Annotated in this window: 10 protein-coding genes; 5 read left to right on the top strand and 5 right to left on the bottom strand. The window is 53.0% G+C overall.

All coding sequences use genetic code 11. The features are described 5' to 3' along the window. Positions 1-91: 91 nt before the first annotated feature. Positions 92-712, top strand: a complete 621-nt coding sequence (gene fklB / locus M2403_RS13860) for an FKBP-type peptidyl-prolyl cis-trans isomerase (RefSeq protein WP_259229561.1) — start codon at positions 92-94, stop codon at positions 710-712. A gap of 89 nt (positions 713-801) precedes the next feature. Here fklB and ytfE read toward each other — a convergent pair whose 3' ends face one another. After that, positions 802-1,467, bottom strand: coding sequence for an iron-sulfur cluster repair protein YtfE (gene ytfE / locus M2403_RS13855; RefSeq protein WP_152325314.1), 666 nt, complete (start codon positions 1,465-1,467; stop codon positions 802-804). A gap of 123 nt (positions 1,468-1,590) precedes the next feature. After that, positions 1,591-3,540, bottom strand: coding sequence for a bifunctional 2',3'-cyclic-nucleotide 2'-phosphodiesterase/3'-nucleotidase (locus M2403_RS13850; RefSeq protein ID WP_259229559.1), 1,950 nt, complete (start codon positions 3,538-3,540; stop codon positions 1,591-1,593). Between the two features lie 223 nt (positions 3,541-3,763). Between M2403_RS13850 and cysQ the strand changes: the two genes are divergently transcribed. After that, on the top strand, positions 3,764-4,510 hold the full coding sequence (gene cysQ, locus M2403_RS13845; protein WP_152325312.1) for a 3'(2'),5'-bisphosphate nucleotidase CysQ: 747 nt from the start codon (positions 3,764-3,766) through the stop codon (positions 4,508-4,510). A 36-nt stretch (positions 4,511-4,546) separates the two neighbouring features. Here cysQ and M2403_RS13840 read toward each other — a convergent pair whose 3' ends face one another. Continuing rightward, positions 4,547-5,104 carry a YtfJ family protein gene (locus M2403_RS13840; protein ID WP_217153817.1) on the bottom strand — a complete coding sequence of 186 codons (558 nt, stop codon included), beginning with the start codon at positions 5,102-5,104 and terminating at the stop codon, positions 4,547-4,549. A gap of 311 nt (positions 5,105-5,415) precedes the next feature. Here M2403_RS13840 and M2403_RS13835 point away from each other — a divergent pair, with 311 nt between their 5' ends. Further along, positions 5,416-5,622, top strand: a complete 207-nt coding sequence (locus tag M2403_RS13835; RefSeq protein WP_013573785.1) for a DUF1107 domain-containing protein — start codon at positions 5,416-5,418, stop codon at positions 5,620-5,622. 105 nt (positions 5,623-5,727) lie between these two features. On the opposite strand, the gene M2403_RS13830 is transcribed toward M2403_RS13835, so the two are convergent. Continuing rightward, complete coding sequence (locus tag M2403_RS13830) at positions 5,728-7,077, bottom strand: hemolysin family protein (protein ID WP_152325310.1); 1,350 nt, start codon at positions 7,075-7,077, stop codon at positions 5,728-5,730. A gap of 228 nt (positions 7,078-7,305) precedes the next feature. Continuing rightward, positions 7,306-7,944: a peptide-methionine (S)-S-oxide reductase MsrA gene (gene msrA / locus M2403_RS13825; protein WP_165058849.1), complete on the bottom strand. Its 639-nt coding sequence runs from the start codon at positions 7,942-7,944 to the stop codon at positions 7,306-7,308. 325 nt (positions 7,945-8,269) lie between these two features. On the opposite strand from msrA, the gene M2403_RS13820 reads away from it, so the two are divergent. Continuing rightward, positions 8,270-9,949 (top strand): autotransporter assembly complex family protein, encoded by a 1,680-nt coding sequence (locus tag M2403_RS13820; protein ID WP_229893307.1) that lies wholly within the window; start codon positions 8,270-8,272, stop codon positions 9,947-9,949. After that, positions 9,946-13,761, top strand: coding sequence for a translocation/assembly module TamB domain-containing protein (locus tag M2403_RS13815; RefSeq protein WP_259229553.1), 3,816 nt, complete (start codon positions 9,946-9,948; stop codon positions 13,759-13,761). Before M2403_RS13820 ends, M2403_RS13815 begins: the two co-directional genes overlap by 4 nt. Positions 13,762-13,781 lie beyond the last annotated feature (20 nt).

Below are 13,781 nucleotides of genomic sequence, written 5' to 3'. Positions count from 1 at the left end.
CAGGCGTCAAGTTGCCTCACAGAGAATTTTACCCAAAAGCGTTGCGCTGCTATGCTGCGCGTTCGACATTTTTAAGAGCTAAGGAAAATTCATGACTACCCCTTCATTTGACAGCGTAGAAGCGCAGGCAAGTTACGGCATCGGCCTGCAGGTCGGTCAACAGTTGCAGGAATCAGGTTTGCAAGGCTTAGAGCCTGACGCACTGCTGGCAGGCTTACGTGACGCGCTGGAAGGGAATACGCCAGCCGTTCCTGTTGATGTGGTTCACCGCGCACTGCGTGAAGTCCACGAACGTGCTGATGCTGTTCGTCGTGAACGTCAGGAAGCCCTGGCTGTTCAGGGCCAGGAATTCCTGGCTGCAAATGCACAGCGCGCAGGCGTGAGCAGCACCGAATCTGGTCTGCAATTCTCTGTTATCACTCAGGGTGAAGGCACTATCCCGGGCCGTCAGGACCGCGTACGTGTTCATTACACCGGTAAACTGATCGACGGCACTGTGTTCGACAGCTCCGTACAACGTGGTGAGCCGGCTGAATTCCCGGTTAACGGCGTGATTGCTGGCTGGATTGAGGCACTGACTCTGATGCCAGTGGGTTCTAAATGGGAACTGTACATCCCTCATAACCTGGCTTACGGCGAACGTGGTGCGGGTGCTTCCATTCCTCCATACAGCGCGCTGGTCTTCGAAGTTGAGCTGTTAGAAATTCTGTAATTCCGCGCGGAAACCAGAACCCAAAAGGGCGCATTTGCGCCCTTTTTTCATCTTTGTCTTTTAGGGCGTGTCACTTACGGATAGCGAAATTACTCGCCGCGTAATGCCCGCGGGAACAGCAGATTATTTTCCAGATGGATATGTTCCATCAGGTCGGTAATAAACTCGTTAATCCCGGCATACAGCGCACGCCAGGTGACACAGGCGCCTTCCGGCGGCGTCACGTTATTGGTCAGTCGTTTGATCTCTTCCAGAATATCTCCCGCATCATCATGTTCACGTTCCATCACTGAAATCGGACCGGCGGCCTGACGTCCCATTCCGCTGCGGATCATCGGGAACAGGATCTGTTCTTCTTTCATCATATGTTGGGTCAGTTCGTCGAGGATTCGTTGCAGCTGGATCGCCAGACCGTGCGGGCAGGGCAGTTTGTCACCGTGAACGCGTTCGACTTTTTCCGCCATCAGTACCAGTTCCGGCAACTCCTGACGGTGACGATCGTGATAACGCGGAATAATGAAATCGATGATCTCTGCCAGCGGCGCGGTTTTCCAGTCCGTCGAAGTGTCCGGTTGCTGTGCAATTTCAGCAAGTTGCTGTTCGATCGCATCAATATCCAGCTCTTTTTTGGTTACGGCGCGCAGAAGCGTTTGTTTGCCACCACAGCAGAAATCTAAATCATACTGACGAAAAAGACGGGTTGCGCGCGGAATGGCAACAGCCAGAGCGCCAAGAGGTTGGTCGCGATAGTCCATGATGAAGCCTCGTTAAATGAATTAATTTATAACATGCATTATAAATGCATCTTTAAGGCAAGGCTATAGCTCAAAAGAAGTACAGAAAGAAAAAACGCCCCCGGAGGAGCGTTGAGTGAAGGGCTATTTTTGCAAATCGACCTGATAAACCTCGAAGCCAATATCGTCCGTGCCTTTGGCGGTGACCGGATATTGCGCGTGAGATTTGATGAAGGCTGCGGCTTTGTCGCCCGGCGATGTCTCGAAGCGGATATCCAGCGGCTGCGGCGCTTTAATTGTTGCCAGCTTCCAGTTGTTGTCCCCCGTTGGCGTAACGGCACCGTGCTTTTTGGTTTCTGCGCCGATGTATGCAGCCACTACAGAACGGTTCTCATCCGGCGAAGCGAAGGCAATATGTTTATCGCCGGTGCCCGCAAATTTTCCGCCGTAGGCACGGTAGTTGTTTGTGGCAACCAGGAATGTCGCTTTCAGATTGATAGGCTTACCGTTAAACGTCAGGTTTTTAATGCGCTCAGCATCTTTGTTGATGAGCGTACATTCGCCGTCATATTTCGCCGGCTGGCTGACATCAATCTGATAATTCACGCCATCGATCACGTCGAAGTTATAGGTACGGAATCCGTCCCAGTTGATCAGCGACTGCGGTTTAGTGCTGTTCACGTCAATCTGATTAAACTGACCCGCAGAGCATTCCAGCCAGTCTTTCACTTCCTGACCGGTGACTTTCATCACCACCAGCGTATTCGGATACAGGTATAAATCTGCCGCATTACGGAAGGTCAGCTCACCTTTTTCCACTTCAACATAGCTGGTCGGATCGTTTTTACGCCCGCCCACTTTGAACGGTGCTGCAGCGGATAATACCGGCAGATTCGCTAAATCCGGATCACCCTGAATGAAATGCTCGGTATAGGCCTTCTGCGCATTATTGACGATTTGCACGGTCGGGTCATCCTGAACCAGGGCCAGATAGCTGTACATGTTGTCATTAGATTTGCCGATCGGCTTGCTGACAAATTCGCGTGTGGCATCGTGAGAATGCGCGAGGACTTTCACCAGCTCCTGATCTTCAGCGGCCAGCGATTTCTTCTGCACCTTATCATAAATCGGGCGCGCTTCGGCCTTCGCGGTTTCAACTTTCCAGCCGTTGCCGTCGTTATTTAAAACCATATCCACCACGCCCAGATGGTCGCCCCACATGCCCGGCATCACCGCAGGAATGCCATTCAGCGTCCCCTGTTTGATGTCAGCGCCTTTGATATTGGCAAACTCTTCGCTGGGGAAAACAGCATGCGCGTGACCGAACATAATGGCGTCTATGCCTTTCACCTGGCTCAGGTAATACACCGAGTTCTCGGCCATCGTTTTATACGGATCGCCCGACAGGCCGGAGTGCGGAATGGCGACAATGATGTCGGCGCCCTGTTTACGCATCTCCGGGATCCACTTTTTCGCGGTTTCGGTGATATCGGCGACCGTCACTTTGCCTTGCAAATTAGCCTTGTCCCAGACCATGATTTGCGGAGGTACGAACCCGATATAACCGATGCGCAGATTATGCGTTTTGCCGTCGCGGTCTTTGACTGCGTTATCGGTTATCAGGAAAGGTGTGAACAACGGCTTACCGGTTTTGTCGTCAATGACGTTGGCATTCACGTACGGGAATTTCGCCCCGGCCAGCGCTTTTTTCAGGTAATCCAGACCATAGTTGAATTCGTGATTCCCCAGGTTACCGACCGCGTAATCCAGCGTGTTCATGGCCAGATAAACGGGATGAACATCGCCCTGTTTCAGCCCTTTTGATGCCATGTAGTCGCCCAGCGGGCTGCCCTGAATGATGTCGCCATTATCGACTAACACAGAGTTGGTCACTTCGTTACGCGCCGCGTGGATCAGGCTGGCGGTGCGCACCAGCCCGAATTTGTCCGTCGGTTTATCTTTGTAGTAATCGAAGTCCATCATGTTGCTGTGCAGATCCGTGGTTTCCATGATGCGCAGATCCACCTGTGCCGCGCCCGCAGATGTTGCGACCAGCGTAGCCAACAGGGATAACGTCAGATGACGCTTATTCATTGCCTTGCCTCCAGAGAACGGGCGACGCCCGGAAAAGAAAAACCGGATATGTATCTCAAAATTTGCTGAGACTGTAACCAGTTGCCATAAATAAATGTGAGTTGTAACAACTTTATGACGTCTTTAAACCGTCATTACGCTGGCCCGGTAACATTACGGGATGGCTATTCACGGTAAAAAAAACTAGGCTTGAGAAATGAGAATCAAAGCATTGAGGTAAACGATGTTAGAACAAATTTGTCAGTTAGCGCGCGAGGCGGGCGACGCCATTATGGCGGTCTATGACGGCGAGCAGCCGCTCGATGCGCGTCATAAAAAAGACGATTCCCCGGTCACGGCGGCCGATATTGCGGCGCATAACGTGATTAAGGCCGGTTTGCAAAAGCTGGATCCGCAAACGCCGATGTTGTCGGAAGAGGATCCGCAAAGCTGGAGCGAGCGTCAGACATGGACGCGCTACTGGCTGGTCGATCCGCTGGATGGCACCAAAGAATTCCTGAAGCGTAACGGTGAATTCACTGTGAATATCGCGCTGATCGAAGACGGTGTTCCGGTGCTGGGCGTGGTGTATGTGCCGGTAACCCGAGTGATGTACAGCGCAGCCGAAGGCAAGGCGTGGAAGGAAGACCAGGGCGAGCGCCGGCAGATTCAGGTGCTCGAAGCGCATCCGCCGCTGGTGGTTGTGAGTCGCTCACATTTCAGTAATGACCCGGAATTGCAGGATTATCTGGCGCAGCTGGGCGAACATCAGACCGTGGCTATCGGCTCATCGCTGAAATTCTGTCTGGTGGCCGAAGGTTCTGCGCAGCTTTATCCACGCTTCGGGCCGACCAATATCTGGGATACTGGCGCAGGACACGCCGTGGCGCTGGCCGCCGGTGCGCAGGTGCATGACTGGAAAGGGCAGACGCTGACGTATACGCCGCGTGAGTCTTTCCTGAATCCGGGCTTCCGGGTTTCTCTCTTCTGATACAAAAACCCCGGTTTCACGCCGGGGTTTTCTTCATTACTCTTTCACCAGCTGATCTACCAGCGTAATCACCTGCTGCACTTCCTGCGGCGTCAGTTGCCCGTCTTTGGCAAATTTGATCACGCCATTTTTATCCAGCACGACGACCGCCGAACTTTCCGGTTGCAGTTCCCATGCTTTTTTCACTGCTCCGTTGCTGTCGACAATCACCTGTGACCACGGGAATTCACGCTTGCCGCTTTCAATGCTTTTACGCACGAACAGGCCTGTGCCGATGATTGCGTCGTCAGTGTTAACGATAGTGGTGGTCTGGTAACGATCGTGCGGCAAATTTGCGGCGCGGATGGCGGTGATCAGCGGTTCATTGAGCGCTTTGGCGCTGCTTCTGCCCGCCATGTGCTGCACGATGCGGACTTTGCCCGGCAATTTCGCGCTGTTCCATTTGCTGTAGCTGAACTGGTCATTGACGTCACTAAGCTCGCCTTTATCGTCTACGCCAACAGGAGCCACGCGCTGGCCGACGGTAAAATTATGAGCGGAAGCAAAAAGCGAAAATGTCATAAAAGTGATCACAAAAAGACTTCTTAAAAGCATAGATTCTCCGGGGCGCAAATGAACAGTCCACTCCATCATAGGATCGCCCAAGTGGTCTGTCCTGTTGGGTTGTTAAATTTGTGTTGCAGGTTACAAAATTGCCACATAAAGCAGGGTTATACTGCCATTTAGCGTCAAGACTTAGGACAATACTGAAAAGCAATGTAAAAGCAGTTAAATACACTGGCAATACCTGACTGCCCTGCTATGTTATAGGTCTCTTCACTGCAATCGACCTTTTTCTGCCCCAGTATCTGTCGCCTTGCGACGTGGCTGGTGCATGCAGTGATTTAACGGAGAAAAGTAGAAAAATGAGAATCTTCCAGCGTTACAATCCGATGAAAGTCGCAAAGTACGTCAAGACACTGTTTCGTGGGCGTTTGTATATTAAAGACGTCGGCGCGTTCGAGTTTGACCAAGGCAAAATCCTGTTGCCAAAGGTCCGGGATAAGCGCCATTTCAGCGTGATGTCTGAAGTTAACCGCCAGGTGACGCACCTGCAGGCGGAAATGGGCTGACAGCCCTGCGCGTTGTCGCTGCCGCCTTTTGCGAGCAGCTTGCGCAAACAATAACGGCCCCTTTTGGGGCCGTTTGTCTTTCCGGAGAACAAAGAACGGATGGCGTTACGCCTGTGCCTTCTTCTCGTCTTTAATTTCCTGCGGTGTTTTTGGCAGCAAAGGAGCAGCAGGCTGATCGATAATCCGTGTCACCAGCAGCTGATCAATTTTGTAGCTGTCGATATCCACGACTTCAAATTTATAACCAGCGAATTTCACGAAATCCGTACGCTTTGGAATTTTACGCAGCATGAACATCATGAAGCCGCCAATGGTTTCATAGTTGCCGGACTGCGGGAATTCTTCGATATGCAGCACGCGCATGACATCTTCAATTGGCGTACCGCCTTCAATCAGCCATGAATGCTCGTCACGGGCCACAATCTGCTCTTCCATGCCCTGACCGACAAGGTCGCCCATCAGCGTCGTCATCACGTCATTGAGCGTGATAATACCCACGACCAGCGCGTATTCGTTGAGGATCACCGCGAAATCTTCGCCTGCCGCTTTGAAGCTTTCCAGCGCTTCGGAAAGCGTCAGGGTATCCGGCACAATCAGCGCATTACGGATTTGCACGCCGCTGCTCAGCATCAGGCTCTGATTGCCCAGCACGCGGTTCAGTAAATCTTTGGAATCGACATAGCCGACGACCTGATCGATATGACCATCGCAAACCAGGAATTTGGAATGTGGATGCGTGGCGATTTTCTCTTTAATACTTTCTTCGCTTTCGCGAAGGTCAAAATAGATCACGCTTTCACGCGAGGTCATGGACGACGGAACGGTACGCGATTCGAGTTCAAACACGTTTTCAATCAACTCATGTTCCTGTTTACGCAGCACGCCAGCCAGCGCACCGGCTTCAAACACGGCATAAATGTCGTCTGTCGTAATATCGTCATTACGAACCATCGGCAGTTTGAACAAACGGAAAATCATGTTTGCCATGCCGTTAAAGAACCAGACCATCGGGCGGCAAATCATCAGACAGAAACGCATCGGGTTGACTATACGGACGGCAACCGACTCAGGTGAAATCATACCGATGCGCTTCGGCGTAAGGTCAGCAAACAGAATAAACAGGCTGGTGACCAGTGCGAATGAGCAGATGAAACTGATTTGATCCGCCAGTTCAGGCGACATAAAGCGAACAAAGAAAGTTTGGAAAGCGGGGGAGAACGCGGCATCACCGACGATACCACCGAGGATGGCGACGGCATTCAGGCCAATCTGAACCACCGTAAAGAACAGGCCAGGGGTTTCCTGTAATTTCATTACGCGTGCGGCATTGACGTCTCCTTCGTCTGCCAACTGTTTAAGTTTGATTTTGCGGGAAGCTGCCAGCGATATCTCTGACAGCGAGAAAAATGCACTGATCGCGATGAGTAAAAGAATCAGTAAAATACTGTTTAACATAATCTATCCGTTTAACACCGGGGTAAACCGGCAGGGAAAGGCTCTCATTATTTTTGTTGCTTAAAAGAACATCTTTTTAAATGAAGCCGTAAAAAGCAGTTCATAAGAAAAAAGCGTAAGGATGAAAAACAAAGATAATTGCCAGAAATAGTTTTAAAGGGCCACATTTGTGACCCGCATAGTATAGCAGCAGCACTGAGACTGCCGCCAGCGCTTAAAAATCCCGCATTATTGCGGCGGTAAACAGACGCCGATGCCGCCTAATCCGCAATAGCCTTCCGGGTTTTTATACAGATATTGCTGATGATCGTCTTCTGCATAATAGAACGGCAGGGCTTCAGCAATTTCTGTGGTGATGGTGCGCTTATCGTTCGCTTCATCCATCGCCTGCTGGAAACTCGCCAGGCTGGCCAGCGCCTGATCCTGCTGGTCTGCGCTCAGCACATACAATGCAGAGCGATATTGTGTCCCGATATCGCCGCCCTGACGCATCCCCTGAGCCGGATCGTGATTCTCCCAGAAGATTTGCAGCAACTTCGCGTAGCTGATAACTGCCGGATCAAACACCACGCGGACGACTTCGGCGTGGCCAGTCTGGCCGGTACATACTTCGCGGTAAGTCGGGTTCGGTGTGAAACCGCCGCTGTAACCGGAGGCTGTGCTGTAAACCCCATTCTGCTGCCAGAATAAACGCTCAACGCCCCAGAAGCAGCCCATCGCAAAGATGGCGACTTCCATATTATCAGGCACATGCGTCATTGAATGGCCGTTTACTGCGTGAATCGTTGCAACCGGCATCGGGGTTGTACGGCCAGGTAACGCATCCTCATGACTGACGGGTTGCGCTTTATCGGAAAGTTGCACCACGGAAAACTCCAGTTGTTGCTTTAATGAACAAGGTTTGTAACTAAAGGTCTTAGTGAATATCAGTGACCAACAGGCCACTCTTAGTTGTATCTGATTGCGTCTTTGCACACAATACGGGGAACGTTGCTTCGTCGTTGAACATTTTCAGGGTATTAGCACTAAAATGCTGTCATCTGACTTTGGAAAGATGAATCTGCCAGAAACGAACAGATACGCCCCGGCGGGTAACGAATTTTTTAACAGGACAGCAAAATTAGCAGGAGTGCGTGTGCCACGATATCGTGAACTGGGTTTGTTATGTGTACTGCTGGCCCCCTCACTCTCCATGGCAGCGAAAGTGCGTTTGCAGCTGGAAGGCCTGGATGGCGATTTGGAAAGGAACGTTCGCGTTCGCTTATCTTCAATTCAAAGTGATGAAGTCGGGGCTAACGGGCGGTTTCGCGCGCGTGTCAGCGCCGCCATTGAGCAGGGGTTGCGGCCATTAGGCTATTATTCGCCAACAATCGATTTCGATTACCGCGAAACCCCTCCGCCGGGCCGCCCGGTATTGATTGCCAAAGTGACGCCGGGTACGCCGGTAAAAATCGCTGGCACGAATGTCGTTATTGAAGGTCAGGCGGCCAAAGATGATGAGTTTGAGAAACTGAAGAAAGAGCAGGTTCCTGCGGTAGGCACCATTCTGAACCACGGCACCTACGACAGTTTTAAAAGTTCTCTGACCGGCGAGGCCGTGCGCAAAGGGTACTTCGATGCCAATATGCGCAAAAGCCAGCTGGGCGTGATTGAAGATGAACACAAAGCGTTCTGGGATATCCAGTTCGACAGCGGTGACCGCTATCGCTTTGGCGGCGTTCATTATCAGGGCTCGCAAATCCGCGATGAATATTTGCAAAATCTGGTGCCATTTAAGCCGGGTGATTATTACACGTCTGCGCAACTGGCTGAGCTTAACCGCCGCCTGTCCGCCACGGGATGGTTTAACTCGGTCGTTGTGTCACCAGATTTTACTGATGCCAAAGCCACAAAAACGCTGCCGCTGAATGCGCTGGTGTCACCGCGTACCGAAAATACGATCGAAACCGGTGTCGGTTTTTCCACGGATATCGGTCCGCGTCTGACGGCTAACTGGAAAAAACCGTGGGTTAACGATCGCGGTCAGAGCTTTGAAACTTCCACGACGCTCTCCGGCCCTGAACAATCGCTGGATCTCAGCTATAAAATTCCGCTGCTGAAATCGCCGCTCGAACAGTATTACCTGGTTCAGGGCGGCTTCAAACGTGAAGACCTGAACGACACCAACTCCGATTCCACCACGGTGAATCTGGCCCGTTACTGGGATTTGTCCAGCGGCTGGCAGCACGCTGTTAACCTGCGCTGGAGCCTCGACCACTTTACCCAAGGCAGCGTCACTAACACGACGATGCTGATTTATCCGGGTGTGAGCCTGAACCGTACGCGTCAGCGCGGCGGACTGATGCCGACCTGGGGCGATTCCCAACGTTATTCTCTGGATGTCTCGGATACGACCTGGGGCTCGGACGTCGATTTCGCCGTGATTCAGGCGCAGAACGTCTGGATCCGGACGCTGGCTGAAAAACATCGTTTCGTATTCCGCGGCAATCTGGGCTGGATTGAAACCAATGACTTCGAGCGCGTGCCGCCGTCCCTGCGATTCTTTGCCGGTGGTGACCGCAGCATTCGTGGTTACAAATACAAATCCATTTCCCCGCGCGATGATGACGGCAAACTGACCGGCGCCTCGTATCTGGGCACCGGTTCGGTGGAATATCAGTACAACGTGACCGGAAAATGGTGGGGTGCGGTGTTTGTAGATTCCGGCGAAGCGGTGAACGACATCACGCAAAATGATTTTAAAACCGGTGCGGGCGTAGGCGTGCGCTGGGCTTCACCGATCGGCCCGGTGAAATTAGACGTTGCCGCCCCCGTTGGCGACAAAGATGAGCATGGATTGCAGTTCTACATCGGTTTAGGTCCGGAATTATGAGTGTATTTAAGAAAATCTGCCTGGGTTTCCTGATCTTCCTGCTGCTGATCATCAGTCTGGTGGCGTTTTTAGTCGGTACGCAAACCGGTCTGCATCTGATGATCAATGGCGCGAACCGCTTCGTGCCGGGGCTGAATATCGCCAGCACCGAAGGCGGATGGCGCGATCTGACCCTTAAAGGTGTGCATTACGAAATGCCGGGCGTTGACGTGAAAGCGGGAGAATTCCATCTTTCGCTCGATTTTTCGTGCCTGAAAAACAGCGCGCTGTGCGTTAACGCGCTCCGCGTGAAGGACGTCAATGTGGTGGTGAACACCAAAGAAATGACGCCGGCGGCGGAGCAACCTCAGCCAGAAAACAGCGAGCCGCTGACCAATCTCAGCACGCCCTATCCGATTACGCTGCGCGTGCTGACGCTGGATAATATCAACGTGACGCTCGATGACCGGGCGATTTCTCTGGCGTCATTCCGCACCGGCGCGCACTGGGAAGGGCGGGCGATTCAGCTGATGCCAACGCATATCGGCGGGTTGCTGATTGCCTTGCCGAAAACGCCGGTCAATCCGTTACCGGAAGTTGTTCAGGCGGCGCAGGACAAAGCGGTCGAAAAGGCTACCGGAAAACCGGCAGAACCGGCCGTTATGGTGCCTGAAAAACCACTGGGTGAGACTTTACAGGAGCTGTTTGCCAAACCGCTGCTGCCTGAATTACCGGATTTCCGTCTGCCGGTCGATCTCGATATTCAGCAAATTCTCGGTGAAAACCTGCGTCTGACCGGTGACACCGATGTGCTCATCACCCGTTTCGAACTGAAAGCCAGTACGCAAAATCAGATCGTTAAGCTCGATAAATTGCAGGTGCGTTCGCCACAGGGTTCGCTGGACGGCATCGGGCAGGCAACGCTGAATCAAAACTGGCCGGTGGATATGACGGTTAATACCGCCGTGAATCTCGATCCGCTCAAAGGCGAGAAGATCAAACTTAAAATTGCCGGGGGGCTGCGCGACAAGCTTGATGTGGGGCTGAACCTTTCCGGCCCGGTGCGTGCCCAACTGGCGTTGCAGACTCAGCTGGCGGAAGCCGGACTGCCGCTGGATCTGAAACTCAGCAGCGATGCATTGCAGTGGCCGCTGACCGGCACGCCGCAGTATCAGGTGAAAGGCTTCAAACTGAATTTCAGCGGTAAAGCGACGGATTATGCGCTTTCGCTGCGTTCTGATTTCAAAGGCGATCAGATCCCGCCCGCCACGCTGACCGTTGACGGTAAAGGGAACGTGGAGCAATTCAAACTGACGTTGCTGCGCCTGGCGGCGCTGGAAGGCAATACAGACCTGACCGGCGTGGTCGACTGGAGCAAAGCAATAAGCTGGAACAGTGAACTGAAACTGACGGGGATTAACACCGCCAGACAGTGGCCGGACTGGCCTGCGAAGTTGCAGGGTAAAATTACCACGCGCGGCAGCCTGTATGGCGGCACGTGGCAGATGCAGGTTCCGGTGCTGGATCTGACCGGTAACGTCAAACAAAACGCGGTCAAAGCGCAGGGCAACGTACGCGGAAACAGCTACGGGCAGTGGGATATTCCACAGCTGCACCTTGAGCTGGGGCGCAATAATCTGGACGTGAAAGGCAAGCTCAGCGACACCTGGAATCTGGACGCTAAAGTGGATGCGCCGCATCTTGATGGCGCATTGCCGGGGCTGGGCGGCGTGATGAAAGGGATGCTGCAACTGCGCGGTGATTTGAAAGCGCCGAAGTTGCTGGCCGATCTGACTGCCACCGGCCTGAAATGGCAGGCGCTGACGGTGCGTCGCGTGGATGTGAAGGGCGACGTCAGTTCCACCGATCAGATTCAGGGCAATCTTGCTGTGCGCGTCCAGCAACTTAAGCAGGATGCGTTGGATATTTCAGATATCAATCTGGAAGCCAAAGGCAATGAAAAGCAGCATCAGCTGACGCTGAAAGTGGAGGGCAAACCGGTCTCGGGGCGCATGGCGCTGACCGGCAGTTTTGACCGCGCAACCGAAGAATGGAAAGGCACTATCAACAATACGTCGTTTGATACGCCGGTCGGGCAGTGGCGTCTCAACCGTTCTATCGCGCTGGATTATTTCAATAAAGAGCAGCGCATCACCGTCGGGCCACACTGCTGGCAAAATCCGAATGCAGATCTGTGCGTACCGAAAACCATTGATGCCGGTGCCAGCGGGCAGGCCAGCGTGGTGCTGAACCGCTTTGATCTGGCGATGATCAAACCTTTCCTCACTGACGATACGCAGCTGAGCGGGACATTCAGCGGCAAAGCCGACGTGAGCTGGAAAGCCGAAGGCGGTCTGCCGCAGGCCAGCGTTTCGCTGGTGGGTAAAGGCGTGAAAGTACAGCAACTGGTGCAGGGGAATCCGCTGCCGGTCGCGTTCGATACGCTGAACCTGAACGCCGGGCTGAACAATGGTCGGGCAAATCTCGACTGGCTGATCAAAATTACCCACAACGGCCAGCTCGACGGCAATATCCAGATCGCCGATCCGCAAGGGAAACGTAATCTCAGCGGGAACGTGAATATCGCCCGTGTTTCTATGGCATTGCTGCAACCCGCACTGATGGATGGTGAGAAAGCCTCCGGCATCCTGAATGCGAATCTGCGGTTGGGCGGTGATGCGCAAAAACCGCAGGTCTTCGGCAAACTGGCGCTGACAGGCGTCGATTTCGACGGGCAATTTATGCCGTTTGATATCACGGATGCCAATATCAACATCAACTTCAACGGCATGTCGTCGATTATGGAAGGCGTCATCAAAACCGCTCAGGGTCAGCTGGAGCTGAACGGCAACGCCGACTGGAGCGAAATCAACGCCTGGCGCGCCCGTATTGCCGCGCGCGGGAATAAAGTCCGCGTTTCGGTGCCGCCGATGGTGCGGCTGGATGTTTCGCCGGACCTGGTGTTTGATGCCACGCCGCAATTGTTCTCCCTCAACGGCACCGTCGATATTCCTTGGGCGCGCATTACCGTGCAGGAACTGCCGGAAAGCGCTGTGGGCATTTCGTCGGATGAAGTGATGCTTAACGATCAGCGTCAGCCGATCGCACCCGTTTCGGCTTCGATTCCGATCAATAGCAACCTGATGGTCAATATCGGCCCGGATGTGCGTCTGGACGCGTTTGGTCTAAAAGCCCGTCTAGAAGGTGCGTTGAAAGTGGCTCAGGACAGCCGCGGGTTGGGTCTGAACGGACAAATTAATATTCCGTCCGGGCGTTTCCATGCGTACGGTCAGGACTTAATTGTGCGCAAAGGTCAGCTGTTATTCTCCGGTCCGGCGGACCAGCCACTGCTGAATCTGGAAGCCATCCGTAACCCTGAAGCGACAGAAAATGACGTTGTAGCCGGTTTACGCGTTACCGGCGAGGCAGATGCACCTAAACTTGAAATATTCTCAGATCCGGCGATGTCGCAGCAGGAAGCCTTGTCCTACCTGCTTCGCGGGCAAGGATTAGACAATTCTGGAGGTGACAGCGGTGCTATGACCTCAGCTCTTATCGGGTTAGGGGTTGCGCAAAGTGGTAAACTTGTGGGTAAAATCGGCGAGGCATTTGGCGTCAGCAATCTGGCGCTGGATACTCAGGGCGTGGGAGACAGTTCTCAGGTCGTGGTCAGTGGCTATGTTTTACCGGGTTTACAGGTGAAATATGGTGTCGGGATATTTGACTCGCTGGCAACCCTGACATTGCGCTATCGGTTGATGCCGAAGCTTTACCTGCAGGCGGTATCGGGCATCGATCAGGCATTGGATTTGCTCTATCAGTTTGAGTTTTAATTCATGTGACTTTTACTATA

It is taken from the genome of Rahnella sp. BIGb0603 (assembly GCF_024808755.1).
GTDB classification, from domain to species: domain Bacteria; phylum Pseudomonadota; class Gammaproteobacteria; order Enterobacterales; family Enterobacteriaceae; genus Rahnella; species Rahnella contaminans.
The sequence above is the reverse complement of the archived record's forward strand: the minus strand, read 5'-3'. Positions and strand labels throughout refer to the sequence as shown.